Source organism: Rhodococcus globerulus (genome assembly GCF_019334125.1).
Taxonomy (GTDB): Bacteria; Actinomycetota; Actinomycetes; order Mycobacteriales; family Mycobacteriaceae; genus Rhodococcus_F; species Rhodococcus_F globerula.
Genome location: NZ_CP079698.1, coordinates 3,080,986 through 3,096,703, shown reverse-complemented (window position 1 = coordinate 3,096,703; position 15,718 = coordinate 3,080,986). Strand labels below are relative to the sequence as shown.

The window sequence follows — 15,718 nt, the reverse complement described above, 5'->3', positions numbered from 1 at the left end:
CCGTTGACTGAAACTCGTTGACGAACAAGGAGAACAACATGACTTCATCCACGCAGGGGACCTCCGCGAACGACCGTGTAGCGGTCGTGACCGGCGCTGGATCGGGTATCGGGCTGTCTGTGGCTCAGGCTCTTTCGGAGCAGGGTCACCGAGTTGCATTGTTGGACAGAAATATCGACGAAGCGCAACGTGTTGCCGAGAAGTTGAGTGCGGACGGCACCGAGGCCATGGCATACCAAGTGGATGTCACCGATCGTGTTGGTGTCAGGGCTGCCATGGACGCGGTACGCGGTGAACTCGGCCCGATCTCGATCATCGTCACCAGCGCGGGTGTCGAGACGTTCACACCGGTAACCGAGATCAGTGCGGAGGAGTGGGACCATATCGTCGCGGTCAACCTCACCGGAACCTTCACCTCCATTCAGGCAGTTGTTCCCGACATGATCGAAGCCGGGTGGGGTCGAATCGTCACCATCTCGTCGTCGAGCGCTCAGTCGGGCGCGCCGAACATGGCCCACTACGTAGCGTCCAAAGGTGGGGTCATCGCACTTACTAAGGCACTGTCCTTCGAGCTTGCGCCGCAGGGGATTACCGTCAACTCGATCCCGCCGTCGATCATCGATACCCCGATGGCTCGTAAGTCCGAAGCGGACGGAGATTTTCCCGGCGTCGACGTTATCGCGAGTATGACGCCGGTCCGTCGTGCCGGATTGCCCAGTGATGTGGCTGCGGCGTGTGCGTTCCTCTGTACAGACAACGCGGGCTTCATCACGGGACAGCTCATCGGTGTCAACGGAGGTTGGTATATGTAAATTGTCCGTTTCCTGGTTTCTTTTCCAGTGGCACAGTACGATTCCGTTCAGATTTCGACTTACTCGACCCTCGCTCGTCGGTGATCCACCGGCCACGGGGTTCGGTCCGAATCCATTTAGGCGCGCTGCCTCTCCCACCCGTGGCCTTGGCACTCACGCCGCCGGCGTCCGCCGGTCTCTTCAGCCTGTATCGGTCGGCCCGTGGGGCCAAGTAACGAGGAGGAACGGTTGAAACTACAGCGAATACTTGTTGCCGTCGCGGCGACAGCACTTCTTGTCAGCGGATGTAGTGGCCGCGAGAGCGGCGGCAGCGAGAACATCGAAGGCGGTGGTGAGGGGGCTACCGCACAGTCTGCATCTGGCGACTTCGGTGATCTCCAGGACGTCTGTCAGTCTGGGGATGCCCAAGGCAGCACTGCTCAAGGTGTCACTGCCGACGAGATCGATATTGGAGTTTTCTCGGATATGGGATTCACCAAGAATGCCGAATTCGAGGAAGCCGCAACAGTTTTCACATCCTGGTGTAACGACGCCGGAGGTATCAACGGTCGTAAAGTGGTCGCTACCACCCGCGATGCGAAGCTGATGGAGGTTCGTCAGCGAATGGTCGAAGCCTGTCGTGACGACTTTGCGCTCGTCGGTGGTGGCGCCGCCTTGGATGCTCTCGGCGTCAAGGACCGGCTGACGTGTATGTTGCCGAGTTTCCCAGCTCAGGCCGTCCAAGAGCGTTCTGCCGGAGCTGATCTCGAAGTCAGTGCATCTCCCGCAAAGATCCCGGGCTATGACAATTACAACGGTTTCCGAACCTGGGTGGTGAACGAGGCGTATCCGGATTCGAAGGGTGCGGTGGGGATGATCAACGGCGATTCCGCTGTCACCAAAGCGATTGCGGGCGTTACCGCTGAGACCCTCGAGGCCGCCGGTGCCACGCTGGTCTACAACGAGCTGTATCCGGCGATGGGTGTGTCGGACTGGACTCCGTACGCGCAAGCAATCAAGAGCAAGGGCGTCAAAGGGTTGATCTTCATGGGTGAGTTCGGTCAGTTGGCCAAGCTCGAAGAGGTCCTCACCAACATGGACTACAAGCTCGACTGGATCGATGCCAACAATAACGCCTACAACGCGTCGTTCATCGAACTGCTGGGGAAGTCCGCTGACTTCCAGAACAACCTCGTAGATCTCAGTGGTGTGGCGCCGTTGGAAAGTGACGAGCCTGCGGTGGCGGAGCTCGAGGCTCTGTACGAGAAGTACGCACCGAATGCGCAGATCACACTCCCGGCGATGCGGGCGATGTCATCGTGGCTGCTGTTCGCGAAGTCGGCTGCCAGTTGTGGCGACGAACTTACCCGTGCTTGCCTCTACAAGGCAGCGACGGCCGAGACTGCTTGGACCGGAGGCGGTTTGCATGCTGCAAACGATTTGGCGAATCCGATTCCACCGCAGCCGTGCTTCAATGTCGAACAGGCCACGTCGGACGGTTGGCAGGCAGCAGACTTCAATCCCGACAACGGTCTCTACCGCTGCGATATCCCGGCTCGCAAGTTGGTCGCCGACTTCGGCACGCCGATGACACTGGCAGACGTCGGTATGAGCATGGGCGATTTCGAGTAATGGAACAATTCGTCACCTTCGGGATCGTCGGTCTGAGCACGGCCGCGATCTACGCGATCATCGGCAGCGGCTTAGTGGTCACCTACACCACCACTGGAGTGTTCAACTTCGCACACGGCGCGACCGGCATGATGGCGGCATTCTCCTACTGGCAGCTCAGTGTCGGGTGGGGCTTGCCGGTGTGGTTGTCGGTAGCCACCGTACTTCTGGTTCTTGCACCGGCTTTCGGGCTTCTCGTCGAACTGTTGGTGCGGCCGGTTCAGGCTCTCGGCGAGGCTGAGAAGCTGGTGATGACGATCGCGTTGCTGAGCGGTCTGATTGCGCTCGCCCGATGGGTCTGGAATCCGAACAAAGCTCGCTCGCTTCCCAGGTTCTTTGCCGAGCAGAACTCTTTTCACATCGGGTCAGCAACAATCAGTTGGCATCAAGCCTTGACACTGGTGGTGGCGATCGCCGTTGCGGTGTCTCTGCGAATACTGATGCTGCGCACCCGAACCGGAACGGAAATGCGAGCGACCGTCGATGACCGTGCCTTGGTGGGACTTACCGGGGCAGATCCGGTACGGGCCAACCGGGTTGCCTGGATTCTGGGAACCGTGTTGGCCGCAATCGGCGGTATCCTCATCGCTCCGATGGTTGCGCTCGACGCGACCCAACTGTCGCTGGTCATCGTCAGTGCTTATGCCGCAGCGATATTCGGTCGGTTGAAGAGCCTGCCCATGACATTTGTCGGTGCAATTGTCGTGGGCTGCATGGAGGCATATCTCACCGGCTACCTCCCGCAGAATCCGTACCTCCCAGGTCTGCGGCTGGCGGCGCCGGCGATATTGCTGTTGCTCGCGCTGCTGCTCTTTCCACACGGGCGACTTCGGGGACGCGACCGTAACCTCAGTGCGGTTCCGCTACCGAGCGTTCGGGGGACGTTTGCCTTTGCCGGGGTGATCGTCGCGTTCGGTCTCGTCTTGGCCACAGTGCTGGGTGAAGGTGATCTGATCACCTACGGACAGATCTTCGCGTTCGGCGTGATCGCGTTGTCCTTCGTTCCACTTGTCGGTTACGCCGGTCAGATATCACTTGCGCAGTTGACCATGGCGGGGGTGGGTGCAATTGTCTGTGCACGCTTGGGCGGAAATGGGCAGTGGTGGGCACTTTTGGCGGTGATGGTCATCGCGGGCATTGTCGGAGCGGTCATCGCGATCCCCGCGCTCCGGCTCAATGGTGTCTACCTGGCACTCGGGACGGCGGCCATTGCGGCCGTCTTCGACCGGTGGATATTCACGATCCCGTCCTTCGAGGTGTTCGGAGTCGAGATCGTGCTGTTCGACCAGGGCTCAGTGGATTTGGTCGGCCCACGACTGTTCGGATTAGACGTGAATACTCCGGCAGAACTGACGGTGTTCTCCGCGATCTGTCTTGCCCTCGTCACGATCGCCGTGGCCGCGTTGCGCCGCGGGCGACTCGGCCGCCGGTTGATTGCGCTGCGCGACAGTGAGGCTGCCTTCGCGACCCTCGGGGGCAGTCTGCTGTTGACCAAGATGCTGGTGTTTGCGCTTGCCGCTGGTATTGCGGGTCTTGGTGGGGCGCTGTACGGAATGCAACTGATGTCGGTCACCGCCGAACAGTTCAGTTTTGTTGCCGGGCTGGGTATTTTCCTGATCGCTGTCGTGGGTGGCCTGGGAGTTGTGGGTAACGGGCTCTTCACGGGCACGATGATTGCCGGCCCGTTGAACGCGATCGTGGCATTGTGGCCGGCGGCCGCCAACCTCGTGCAGACGCTGCCCGCTGCTGCCGGCCTCGCTTACAGTTCCGGAGCGGTCGACGACGGAGTTGTGCCGAGCTTGCGCCGGCGCTGGGAATCGGCTCTCCGGGACCGCCTTGTGATGGCGGTCTTGCTGGGTTGGATTGCAGCGCTGTGGGTTTTGCGTGTCAGTGACGTCGTCAACGGGTACGTACTCGTGGTGGGCGTAGTGATCGGGGCATTGGCCGCCCGCAGTTGGGCCGAAGCGCGGCATCGTCAGGTTCCGGCGGAGCCGGAAATTCCGGTGGAGTTGTGGGGCATATCGCGCCCATGGACCGCCGAAGACGGGGAGGTGCTCAGTCGTGAAGTCGCAGCTCGAAGTTGAGGACATCACGGTGATGTTCGGTGGTCAACGCGCGCTCTCCGGGGTCTCACTGAAGGCGGAGCGTGGTCACGTGACCGGACTGATCGGACCGAACGGGGCAGGCAAGAGCACGCTGTTCGACGTCATTTCCGGGCTCCGCAAGCCGGCCACGGGAAAGGTGTTTCTCGGTGGCCGCGACGTGACCGGAGCCGGGCCGTCCCGGCGTGCGAAACACGGTCTGGCGCGGACGTTTCAACGACTGGAACTCTTCGGCCGACTCAGCGTCCGTGACAACCTCCTGGTTGCCGCGGAACTGGGACCGCAGCGACGTAAGGCTGGATCCGTCGCCGACGACATCATCGATCGACTCGGATTGGATCGGGTTGCTACGACCACTGCGGACGCTTTGTCCACCGGCATGGGTCGCCTCGTCGAGGTGGCCAGAGCGATGGCTGTGAATCCGACCATCCTTCTGCTCGACGAGCCCGCCGCCGGTCAGGACCGCGAAGAAACAGAGCGGTTCTCGGTGATTCTGCGCTCTCTGGCGGAGGAGGGGATGGCTGTCCTGCTTGTCGAACATGACATGGAATTGGTGATGAACGTGTGCGACCAGGTGTACGTGCTCGATCTTGGGAAGATCATCTCCGTCGGCGCGCCTGAGCTGATCCGGCGCGACGACGCGGTTCTGGCAGCGTATCTGGGGGGATCATGAATCCGATCCTCGAATTGCGCGGTGTGCGAGCGCGTTACGACGAGATCACGGTTCTGCACGGGATCGACCTCAGTGTGGCGCCTGGTCAGATAACTGCCTTGCTAGGGCCCAACGGTGCCGGGAAGACGACGACTCTTCGAGTCGCTGCCGGAGTTCATCCGATCGCCTCGGGGCAACTGATGGTTGGCGGACGCGATGTCAGTGGGATTCGTCCTCGGGATCTGGCCAGATCCGGTGTCTGTCTGATCCCGGAAGGCCGTGGTGTGTTTCCCAACCTGAGCGTTCGGGACAACTTGCTCATGATGACGTTCACGGGTCGCACGCGCGAGGAAATCGAGGAGATCGCGTTTGCTCGGTTTCCGATCCTCGCCCAGCGCGCATCGCAGACGGCAGGCACATTGTCGGGCGGTGAGCAGCAGATGCTCGCGCTGGCCCGCGGACTCGCGACGGACCCTGCCGTACTTCTCCTCGACGAGTTGTCGATGGGGCTCGCGCCGTTGATCGTCGGCCAACTCTACGAGCAGGTCGCCCTGATTGCCAGAGCGGGTGTCGCCGTACTGGTGGTCGAGCAGTTCGCGAACACCCTGCTCGAATTTGCCGATCACGCAGCGGTTCTGGTGCGTGGCCGGATCCAGAAGCAGGGCAGCCCCGATGGCGCACTGCGTTCCGAATTAGCTGCCCTCTACCTTGGGAGTGTCACATGACCGCGACTGAAACCCGCGCCGACCGCTTCACTCGCGAGTTGGCCGAACAGAAGATTCCCGATCCCTCCGCCGGCCGATCCGCCCTTTGGCTCAGGTTGGGACTGGCGCTGATGGTGATCGGTCCGGCCTTGGGTATCGCGTCGTACTTTCTCTCGCACAATACTTCCGATCCCTTGGTGCAGCGCGACGCGATCATTCTTGCCCTCGTCGGGATTTCACTCGGCGTGAGCGGGTCGGCACTGTACATCCGCTATTCCATTACCGGATTCCTCAGGTTCTGGATGGCCAGGCAGTCCTACGACCTGAGCCTGGTGGGAGATCGACTCTCCGAGCGCGATATTCAACCCTGACAGCAGTAGCTGCCGTTGCTCCTCGCGGTAGTTCGCCTGCGGACGGGTGCGTCCGTGTGCTGGTGAAAGTTTTTTGCAACCACGGTGTTCCGAAACATCGTGGTGGAAAGCCCATGGTGGGTGGAACCCGTCCGCCCATCGGAGAGGATCCGTCATGCGCAATTCGGTAATTCGTCGAGTCGTGGCCGCCGCCGGTTTTGTTGCCGTCGTGGCCGCCACCGTCACAGGCTGCAGCAGTGATTCCGACAGCGACACCGCTGACACCACAACAACTTCGGCAGCGGCGTCGAAGGCTTCGAGCACATCGTCTGCGGGGACCACCGCGGCAGCTGCGGCCGACGACGCGACGACAAAGGAGATCACGGACGTCTTTGTCACCTTCTTCAACGGAACTACTCCGCCCGCGGATCGTGCCGCTCTGGTCGAAAACGGTGACGTGTTCCTGCCGACTCTCGAAGCGCTGACGGCCAATCCGCAGGCCACGGCAACCACGGCAACGGTGCAAGGTGTCGAGGCCACCGGCACGAACGCTGCCGTCAAGTGGACGCTTCTGATGAACGGGGCTCCGGTTCTGCCGGACCAGTCCGGTGAAGCGCTAGAGCAGGCCGGTGTGTGGAAGGTGTCGGCCGCGACGTTCTGCACGTTGTTGGCGATTCAGGGCGGCGGGGCGCCGGTTCCCGGTTGCTGATCGCGCACAACGATGCGACGTCGACGCCGGTAGCACCGGCGTCGACGTCGCATGATGTACGTGCACACCGACAGATGTCAGCTCAAGTATCGAACCAGATTTTGTGCGACAGAGGCGGGCCGCTCGGAGCCTTCGGCGGTGATCGTGACGGTGCGCTCCACCTGGATTCCGCCGTCGATGTCGGTGACGGATGTGACCTCCACTGTTCCCCGCACCCGGCTGTCCACCAAGACCGGGCTGATGAACCGCACTTTCCCCAGTCCGTAGTTGAGTGCCATGCGCGCACAGCTGACTGCCATGACTTGCTGAACTATCGGTGCCAGCAACGACAGTGTCAGGAATCCATGTGCGATGGTGGCGCCGTACGGTCCGTCTGCAGCACGGTCCGTATCAACATGTATCCACTGGTCGTCGTCGGTGGCTGCCGCGAAGAGATCGATCCGTTTCTGATCGATCGTGATCCAATCACTGGTGCCGATCGTTGTCCCGACAGCGGCTCGGATATCGTCGAAGGTGGTGAAATCAGTCTGGTCCAAACCACTCTGGGTGCTCAACCGGCCAGCCTGAGTTCAACGGGGTTCAGTCGCAGATCGCAGATGTACGCGAGTTCTGCCGCGATCTCGGGTGAGAGGTCGCTCTGCTCTCCGACCTCCAGGATGCTGTGGAGGCGACGGAAGAATTGATCAGGCGTGATCCCGAATTGGACAAAAATGTCTTCGGCGGGTCCGCCGTTCCAATGTCGCCACTTCAGGGCGAACGTCAATATCGCATCATGGTCGTTCATTACACGCCTCCTCAATTCAAACGTGAGTTCGGTTATCTCAATTGGTCTTTCATGACTTTGCCAGTCGCATTGAGTGGCAGTGCGTCGAGGAACTCGACAGTGCGAGGAGCTTTGAACCCGGCCATCCGCTCGCGGCTCCAGGACAGTAGGTCTTGTTCTGTCACTGTATGTTTGGTGACCACAAACGCTTTGCCGACCTGCCCCATTCGTTCGTCGGGAACGCCGATCACGGCAACCTGATCGACTGCCGGGTGTTCGAGGAGGAAACCTTCGATCTCGGCTGGATATGCGTTGAACCCGCCGACGATGAACATGTCCTTCTTGCGGCCGACGATACTGAGCCGTCCCTCGTCGTCAAGCTTTCCGAGATCGCCGGTGTGCAGCCAACCGTCCGTGTCGATCGCTTCGGCGGTTGCCTGCGGATCGTCAAGGTATCCCTGCATGACGTTGTATCCGCGAATCAGTACCTCGGAATCATCTGCGATTCGCAATTCGATTCCGTCACATGGTGTACCGACGGTAGTTGCTATCTGCTCGAACGAGTCGCCGGGGCGCGACGCGGTTGCCGTTCCCCCTTCGCTCAAGCCGTAACCCGTCATGATGGTCTGGAACGGAAGTTCCTTTGCGACCCGGCGGATGAGTTCTACCGGAATGTCCGCCGATCCGGTGACCGCAGCACGTAGTGACGACAGATCTCGGGTGTTGGGAGCGGACAGCAGTGACTGGTAGAGCGTCGGCGGTCCCGGGAGCATGGTGATCTTCTCGGTCTCGACCAGTTCCAGTACCTGATCCACGTCGAGAACGGCTACGGGCAGGATGGTGGCGCCGCGAATCAACGACGCGACAACGCCTGCTTTGTAGCCGAACATGTGGAAGAACGGGTTGACGACCAGGTAGCGATCGCCTTCCCTCAGGTCTGCGAGATCGCACCACTCCGAGAACATTCGCAGTGTCTGGTGATGGTTCATCATGACGCCCTTGGGGCGGCCGGTCGTTCCCGACGTGTACATGATGTCGGCGATGTCGTCGCCGCTGATCTCGCATTCGAAAGGTGCACCGCTGGAAAGGAAATCCGACTTCAAGTCGATCACCGGTACGTCATCGGGTGCACTGTACTCGAGGCCCAAGAACCCCTTCTGGACGAGTACGGCTTTGGCGCCGCTCCGTCGGATGATGTCGGCGGCCTCGTCGGCCTTGTACCGCGTGTTGACGGGAACCAGCACTCCGCCGGCGGTCAAGATGCCGAATGCGGCGATGATCCATTCGGCGGAGTTGGGCGCCCAGATCGCCACTCGATCGCCCTTGTCCACGCCGATCGAGGCCAGAGCACCAGCGGCCCGGCGGACCCGATCAGCGAGTTCGACGAAGGTGATCCGGACGGGCCCGTCGACGACCGCTTCGGCAGTGCCGAAGCGGTCGGCCGCACTCAGGACCATCTCAGGGATGGTCTGCCACTTCACAGCGAAAGGAGCCCTGCAAGGTTGCCGCCCATGATCTTTGCCTGATCCTTCTCGTCCAGGTGCCCGAGCATGTCCGCGAAGTGCCGCGGCTCTGCCAAGCCCTCCGGATGCGGGTAGTCCGAGCCGAAGAGCACTCGGTCGACTCCGACGAGATCGATCAGATCGGTCACGCCCTCCTCGTAGAACGGGCTGACGTGGACCTGGCGCTTGATCGCAGCGACGGGATCCTGCATACCGAAGCCTTCAGGTGCCTTCTTGAAGGTGTCGGCGAGGCTGTCCAGAAGTGGTCGCAGCCAGGCAGATCCACTTTCGATGACAGCAAGCTTGAGGTCAGGGAAGCGGAACAGTGCGCCGTGGCAGACCCACGATGCCACGGTGTCCTGTACGGGACGCCACTCGTTGACCATGCGGAACGTGTTGGTCTGGAACGGCAGCATCTCGCCGTCCGTGCCTTCCCACTCGGCGTCGAAGCGCGCGTATCCGCTGTCCGACGAGTGCATCGCCACGAGGAGGTCGAGCTCCACGACGCGCTTCCAGAAGGGGTCGAACTCCGGCATGGCAAACGAACGAGGGCCCTTGAATCCGGGGACGGGTGCTGGGCGCACGAGAATAGCCCTTGCGCCGCGCTCGGCAACCCACTCGAGTTCTTCGAGTGCCTTGTCGAGGATCGGCAGGCTGATCACCGGGGTGGTGAAGATGCGGTCCTTGTAGTTGAACTGCCATGTCTCGTACAGCCACTCGTTGAGTGCGTGCACAACAGCGTGAATCAGGTCCGGATCGTCACGCATCCGCTCTTCGACCAGGCTGGCGAGGGTCGGGAACATCAACGTGCGGTCGACGCCCAACTCGTCCATGAGTTCCAGGCGCGGGCCCGGCTCGCTGAAGGCGGGGATTGCCTTCATGGACTTACCGAAGATCTCGCGACGGCTCTTGCCTTCGGGGTTTCCGTTCTTGAAGTACTCCTCCATGGAACCCGGGCGTGCAACGACGCTGAACGTGGGGTTGGGGATGTACTCACTGATCTGTCCGCGAATGGCGATCTTGGTGCGTCCGTCGACCTCGACGTACTTGATGGCGTCCTTGTACTTCGCCGGGAGGTACTTGGTGAGGGCCTCGGCAGTCTCGTACAGATGGTTGTCTGCGTCGAACAGCGGGTAAGGCAGGTCCTTCGGGGGCATGAGATTCTCCTTTGCGTTTGATGAGAACACTATTCTCTTTTTTAAACGGTCGCAATATCCTGACGGACCAAAAACTTCTGAATCTTGCCGCTGGCCGTCCGGTGGAAGTCGTCCACCTGGTGCAATTCCTCCGGCCACTTCTGTTTTGCGACGCCGGCTCGGTCGAAGTGAGCGCGGAGTTCGTCCATCGTCGGCAAGCTGTGGCCGGGCAGCAGGCGCAGCACAGCGGCAACGTGTTCGCCGAGGCGCTCGTCCGGGGCGGATACCGCTGCGGCTTCGGCGACTCCCGGCATGGAGAGAAGGATTTCCTCGACCTCGAGTGCGCTCACGTTCTCGCCGCCGCGAATGATGATGTCGGACTTGCGGTCCGTGATTGTCAGGTAGCCGTCCTCGTCGATTTCGCCGATGTCCCCGGTGTGGTACCAACCGTCGGCGTCGAATGTCGCGTCGGTGAGCGCCTGGTCGGTGTATCCGATGCAGAGATCGGGTCCACGGCTGAGGATTTCTCCGTCATCGGCAAGCCGGATCTCCGCGCCCTCCATGACATTTCCGTCGGTGAACAACCGCTTGTCTTCCGGGGCAAGGTGGCTCGATCCCGTGATCGACGGATGTTCGGTGCTCCCGTACGAGCGGAAGACGGTGATGCCGAAGTCGGCCAGTCTTCTCGTGACCGCCGCGGGGACGGACGAGCCGCCAAGTCCCGCATATTTCATGCACGCGAGATGTTCCGGCGTGAACTTCGGATGATCGAGCAGGCTGGTGAGGAAGTAGGTTGCGCCGCCGCCGACGGTGAGTTGATCGCTGGTCATCAACTCCAGTGCCTGTTCCGGATCCCACGCATCGGTGAGGTTTATCGGGGAGCCGTCGACGACTGGAATGAGGAAGGCATTGACCATGCCGATGAAGTGACCGACCGGGGCTGACGTGAGTTGCTTGCCACGGTCTTTCGGGTACAGACCCAAGAGTTGGCGGGTTTCGTGCCCGAGTGTCTGATGACTGTGGATGACGCCCTTGGGAGCGCGCGTCGTGCCGGAGGTGAAAGCGATGAGCACGGCGGAAGTGGGGTCTGTGTCGATGTTCTCCGCCAGTGGTACGTCGCTGAGCAGATCTTCGAAATCGCGACCGACAACTCCGACGATGGGGATGTTCGCGCACAGATCCGGCTGGTACTCGGTGCGTCCGAACTTCTCGGCCGTGATGAAGACCTTCGGCTTCGTCTCGTCGAGGATGTAGGCAACTTCCTTGCGGCCGTAGAAGTGAACGATGGGAACAACCGTTGCGCCGAGGAAGGTCGACGCCCAGAAGACCGCTGCTGCTTCCATCCAGTTCGGAAGCTGGAACGCGACGACATCACCCGCGCCGACGCCGCGTTCGCGCAGGCCGCCGGCCAACTTGCGTGCCACCAGATCCACGTCGGCAAATGTTCCGGTCCACGGACGGATCTTCGAGTGGATGCGAAATTCGGTGTCGGGGGCGGCAGCGAGGCCTCGGGTGAGCATCGTGCCGATCGTGTCCTGAGTCCACCAACCCTCCTCGAGGTACCGGGTGGCAAGCGTGGCGGGAATGTGCCGCATATGAGCTCCAATGCAGGTAACCGGGCCGCTCCTAGGCCGAACTGCGGCACGAGACGGGAGCGGTCGAACTGGCTTCTGCCAGTCGTGAATATGTTATTCTCACAAAACAAGAATGCTAATATCGTAACGGAGAACATCTTGGTTATCGTTGAAATGGACGGCGAGTTGGCGATCATCACCATCGACCGTCCACAAGCACGCAATGCCATCGCGCCGGAAACGATGGACCAATTGGACGAGGCACTCGACTCGGTTCGCGGGGCCCGCGCCCTGGTGATCACCGGCGCTGGTGATCGTGCGTTTGTCTCCGGTGGCGATCTCAAGGAACTGGCCAAACTTCGGACGCTGGAACAGGCGGCGGACATGGCCCGGCGGATGCGGTCGATCTGTGACCGCATCGCACAATTCCCCGGACCCGTCATCGCTGCATTGAACGGGCATGCGCTCGGCGGCGGCGCCGAAGTTGCCGTGGCGGCAGATATTCGAATTGCCGCGCACGACATCAAGATCGGCTTCAATCAGGTGAGTCTCGGAATCATGCCCGCGTGGGGTGGAGCCGAGCGGCTTGCCGCACTTGTCGGGCGCGGTCGGGCATTGATGCTTGCCGGTTCCGGAACGATCATGGGTGCTGCTGACGCGGAATCGCTCGGACTCGTCGATCGCGTCCTGCCCCGAGAATCCTTCGACGAGGGCTGGCGCTCGCTGGCGAAGTCGCTTGCCAATGCTCCAGCCGAGAGCATCAAACGGGTGATGTCCGGGGTTGCTCCTCCCGAAGCTATCGACGCTTTTGCGCGCTTGTGGATTACCGACGAACACTGGGCAGCAGCAGACCGGGTTATGAACCGCAACAAGTGAACTGAACTCCTACGAGTGCGTGCGAATCGGTGCCGCACTTTCCGACCAGTTACGGACTCCACATGACTTTTGTGATCACTCAACGATGCTGCAACGACACCAGTTGCGTAGCGGTGTGCCCGGTCGACTGCATCCGTCCGCGGCCCGGAGACCCCGGATACACCACCGCTGAGATGCTGTACATCGATCCGGACACCTGCATCGACTGCGGGGCATGCGTCGACGCGTGTCCGGTGGATGCGATCTACTCCGAATACGATCTCAGTGAGTCGATGAGTCGGTACACGGAGATCAATGCGGCGTACTTCGAGCAGAATCCATTGGACACCGATGACGTTGCATTCCCCACTCCGCCGAAACGCCCGTCAGCGGATCTGCCTCGAATACGTGTCGCGATAGTCGGATCCGGTCCTGCAGCCTGCTACTGCGCTGCCGAACTGCTGGCGCGGGGATCAGTGGAGGTCGAGATGTTCGACCGCTTGCCCTCGCCTTGGGGGTTGGTGCGCAGTGGAGTTGCGCCGGATCATCAGGAAACCAAAGGCGTCGTGAGTGTCTTCGGGTCTTCGTTCAAATCGGAGTCGTTTCAGTTCTACCTCGACGTCGAAGTGGGCAAGCATATTTCGCACGACGAGCTACTGCGGCACCATGACGCCGTGATCTATGCCGTTGGCGCCGCAACCGATCGCAAGCTGGGCATCCCCGGAGAATCATTGCCCGGCAGTCATTCCGCGACGGAATTCGTGTCCTGGTACAACGGGCATCCGGACTTTTCGGATCGTGAATTCGACCTTTCGGGGGAGCGCGCGGTTATCGTCGGAAACGGCAACGTGGCACTCGATGTCGCGCGTGTTCTCACGTGCGATGTCGACGAACTCGCAAGAACCGACATTGCTGACCACACGTTGGACGCCCTGCGCAACAGCAATATCCGTGAGGTTGTTGTTCTCGGACGACGGGGCCCACTCCAGGCCGCGTACTCCGCCCCGGAGTTTCTCGCGCTGGGTCACCTGAACGGTGTCGACGTCGTGATCGACCAACAGGACGTCGTGCTGGACGCGGCAAGCGCAGCAGCCCTGGATGATCCCGATGCGCTGCTGTCCGACAAACTCAAAGTTGACCTTGCACGTGAGTACGCACAGAAGCCGGCGGACGGAGGCAACAAGCGAATCGTCTTCCGGTATCTCGTCGCGCCCAGCGAACTGCAGGGCACCGACCGCGTCGAATCGGTGACGTTGGTGCACAACACACTTGACGACGATCTTGCGGCATCGGCGACCGAGAAGGTCGAAAGGCTGGAAGCGTCGCTTGTTCTGCGATCGGTGGGATATCGCGGCGAACCAGTCGCTGACGTTCCGTTCGACGAAGGACGGGGAATCATTCCCAACCATCAGGGCCGGGTGGACGGCGCAGTCGGCGTCTACACCAGCGGCTGGATCAAGCGGGGCCCGCGCGGTGTGATCGGCACCAACCGAGTCGACGCGAAGGAAACCGTCGCGCAACTACTGGCAGACTTCGACGCCGGATTGCTGACCGCGCCTGAACTCGACCGGACATCCTTGGTCGAACTGGTGACGGAACGTCAACCCGACATGATCGACAAGGCGGGGTGGGCGGCCCGGGACGCACAAGAGAAGGCGGCCGGTAAAGCTGCCGGCCGCCCTCGCATCAAGATCACTGCACGGACTGTAAGTCGTTAAGGGGGGGTTACTTTCCGGAACCCAGGACCGACGTGGCGTCGGCGTAGCGCTGCGCCACGTCGTCCCAGTTGATGACATTCCAGTATGCCTTCACGTAGTCGGCCTTGACGTTCTTGTACTGAAGATAGAAGGCGTGCTCCCACATGTCGAGCATCAGGAGCGGAACAATGCCGATGCTGATGTTTCCCTGCTGATCTGTGAGCTGCTCGATGATCAGACGCTGACCGATCGTGTCGTAGGCCAGTACAGCCCAGCCGGAGCCCTGCAAAGTGGTTGCGACCGCGGAGAAGTGCGTCACGAACGCGTCGAACGAGCCGAAGTGTTCGTCGATGGCAGCGGCCAGTTCTCCTTCAGGTCGCTCACCACCGTTGGGGGAGAGGTTCTTCCAGAAGATCGAGTGATTGGTGTGGCCGCCGAGGTGGAAGGCGAGGTTCTTACTGAGTTGCGGAGCCTTGGCTGCGATCGTGCCGTCTTCTCGTGCGGCGGCCAACTGCTCGATTGCACTGTTTGCGCCGGCGACGTAGGTCGCGTGATGCTTGCTGTGGTGCAGCTCCATGATCTCGCCTGAGATGTGAGGTTCGAGGGCTGCGTAATCGTAATCGAGCTGGGGCAAGACGTATTCGGTCATTGTGGTGTGCCTTTCGATCGGTGATGAGTCGCTGGGGTGAGATGGTGGTACGCCCGGTTGTGGTAGACGAGTGGGGAGAGAACACGCGTCGGCGCGATGACCTCGACAACTTCTGCCGTGACGATGAGCGCCGAACCACAAGCGGTGGCGCCGAGTGGGACCGCGCGGAGAGCATGCGCCGTTCCGTGGAGGAACGGTTCACCGGTCGACAGAAACGACCAGTCCATGTCCGCGCCGAATCGGACGGCGCCACGCGTGGCAAATGTTTCTGCCAGCTCTACATTGTCGGAATGCGCAAGGTGAACAAGGAAACTGGACGCGGCCGCGATCGCTGCAGCAGATCCTCGCAGGGATTGTAGTGAGAACGCGAGTACAGCGGGGTCGGCACTGATCGACATCACCGACGACGACGTTATCCCGACCGGGCCGTCTTCGCCGGCGGCAGTGATAATGGCGACGCCCGCAGGATGTCGACGGAAGGCATCGACAAAAGATTCACGGATCGACGGTTTTGGTATCGAATCGGTATGCGGTCCAACTAGTTCCGTCGTCACGTGAGAGTT

General features: G+C 61.1%; 16 protein-coding genes. 9 read left to right on the top strand and 7 right to left on the bottom strand.

Going from position 1 to position 15,718, the window contains the following annotated elements:
* Positions 1–38: 38 nt before the first annotated feature.
* The 7 genes from KYT97_RS13870 to KYT97_RS13840 all read left to right on the top strand — a co-directional run bounded on the left by KYT97_RS13870 (position 39) and on the right by KYT97_RS13840 (position 6,979).
* Positions 39–812, top strand: a complete 774-nt coding sequence (locus tag KYT97_RS13870; RefSeq protein ID WP_033231765.1) for an SDR family NAD(P)-dependent oxidoreductase — start codon at positions 39–41, stop codon at positions 810–812.
* Positions 813–1,040: 228 nt separating this feature from the next.
* The gene (locus KYT97_RS13865) at positions 1,041–2,423 is read left to right on the top strand and encodes an ABC transporter substrate-binding protein (RefSeq protein WP_245006123.1); all 1,383 of its coding nucleotides are present in this window, start codon (positions 1,041–1,043) and stop codon (positions 2,421–2,423) included.
* Complete coding sequence (locus KYT97_RS13860) at positions 2,423–4,546, top strand: branched-chain amino acid ABC transporter permease (RefSeq protein WP_219112620.1); 2,124 nt, start codon at positions 2,423–2,425, stop codon at positions 4,544–4,546. Before KYT97_RS13865 ends, KYT97_RS13860 begins: the two co-directional genes overlap by 1 nt.
* The gene (locus tag KYT97_RS13855) at positions 4,524–5,237 is read left to right on the top strand and encodes an ABC transporter ATP-binding protein (protein WP_245006122.1); all 714 of its coding nucleotides are present in this window, start codon (positions 4,524–4,526) and stop codon (positions 5,235–5,237) included. The genes KYT97_RS13860 and KYT97_RS13855 overlap by 23 nt, the downstream gene beginning before the upstream one ends.
* Complete coding sequence (locus KYT97_RS13850) at positions 5,234–5,941, top strand: ABC transporter ATP-binding protein (RefSeq protein ID WP_219112619.1); 708 nt, start codon at positions 5,234–5,236, stop codon at positions 5,939–5,941. The genes KYT97_RS13855 and KYT97_RS13850 overlap by 4 nt, the downstream gene beginning before the upstream one ends.
* Positions 5,938–6,291 carry a hypothetical protein gene (locus KYT97_RS13845; RefSeq protein ID WP_219112617.1) on the top strand — a complete coding sequence of 118 codons (354 nt, stop codon included), beginning with the start codon at positions 5,938–5,940 and terminating at the stop codon, positions 6,289–6,291. The genes KYT97_RS13850 and KYT97_RS13845 overlap by 4 nt, the downstream gene beginning before the upstream one ends.
* A gap of 154 nt (positions 6,292–6,445) precedes the next feature.
* Positions 6,446–6,979: an MTB12 C-terminal domain-containing protein gene (locus tag KYT97_RS13840; protein WP_219112615.1), complete on the top strand. Its 534-nt coding sequence runs from the start codon at positions 6,446–6,448 to the stop codon at positions 6,977–6,979.
* Positions 6,980–7,056: 77 nt separating this feature from the next.
* On the opposite strand, the gene KYT97_RS13835 is transcribed toward KYT97_RS13840, so the two are convergent.
* Genes KYT97_RS13835 through KYT97_RS13815 form a run of 5 tightly spaced genes read right to left on the bottom strand, consistent with a single transcriptional unit; the run spans position 7,057 to position 11,975 of the window.
* A complete protein-coding gene (locus tag KYT97_RS13835; protein WP_245006121.1) occupies positions 7,057–7,533 on the bottom strand; it encodes a MaoC family dehydratase in 477 nt (158 codons plus the stop codon).
* Complete coding sequence (locus tag KYT97_RS13830) at positions 7,530–7,763, bottom strand: hypothetical protein (protein ID WP_033231759.1); 234 nt, start codon at positions 7,761–7,763, stop codon at positions 7,530–7,532. The genes KYT97_RS13835 and KYT97_RS13830 overlap by 4 nt, the downstream gene beginning before the upstream one ends.
* Before the next feature lie 32 nt (positions 7,764–7,795).
* Positions 7,796–9,223, bottom strand: coding sequence for a FadD3 family acyl-CoA ligase (locus KYT97_RS13825; protein WP_280639078.1), 1,428 nt, complete (start codon positions 9,221–9,223; stop codon positions 7,796–7,798).
* Positions 9,220–10,401, bottom strand: a complete 1,182-nt coding sequence (locus tag KYT97_RS13820) for an amidohydrolase family protein (RefSeq protein WP_033231757.1) — start codon at positions 10,399–10,401, stop codon at positions 9,220–9,222. The genes KYT97_RS13825 and KYT97_RS13820 overlap by 4 nt, the downstream gene beginning before the upstream one ends.
* Before the next feature lie 41 nt (positions 10,402–10,442).
* Positions 10,443–11,975 (bottom strand): AMP-binding protein, encoded by a 1,533-nt coding sequence (locus KYT97_RS13815; protein WP_219112611.1) that lies wholly within the window; start codon positions 11,973–11,975, stop codon positions 10,443–10,445.
* Positions 11,976–12,065: 90 nt separating this feature from the next.
* Between KYT97_RS13815 and KYT97_RS13810 the strand changes: the two genes are divergently transcribed.
* On the top strand, positions 12,066–12,830 hold the full coding sequence (locus KYT97_RS13810; RefSeq protein ID WP_045064706.1) for an enoyl-CoA hydratase/isomerase family protein: 765 nt from the start codon (positions 12,066–12,068) through the stop codon (positions 12,828–12,830).
* Positions 12,831–12,892: 62 nt separating this feature from the next.
* Positions 12,893–14,527: an FAD-dependent oxidoreductase gene (locus KYT97_RS13805; RefSeq protein ID WP_219112609.1), complete on the top strand. Its 1,635-nt coding sequence runs from the start codon at positions 12,893–12,895 to the stop codon at positions 14,525–14,527.
* 7 nt (positions 14,528–14,534) lie between these two features.
* Here KYT97_RS13805 and KYT97_RS13800 read toward each other — a convergent pair whose 3' ends face one another.
* Together KYT97_RS13800 and KYT97_RS13795 are read right to left on the bottom strand one after the other, a co-directional pair.
* On the bottom strand, positions 14,535–15,155 hold the full coding sequence (locus KYT97_RS13800) for a superoxide dismutase (protein ID WP_033231754.1): 621 nt from the start codon (positions 15,153–15,155) through the stop codon (positions 14,535–14,537).
* Positions 15,152–15,709: a flavin reductase family protein gene (locus tag KYT97_RS13795; RefSeq protein WP_219112607.1), complete on the bottom strand. Its 558-nt coding sequence runs from the start codon at positions 15,707–15,709 to the stop codon at positions 15,152–15,154. The genes KYT97_RS13800 and KYT97_RS13795 overlap by 4 nt, the downstream gene beginning before the upstream one ends.
* Between the last annotated feature and the right edge of the window lie 9 nt (positions 15,710–15,718).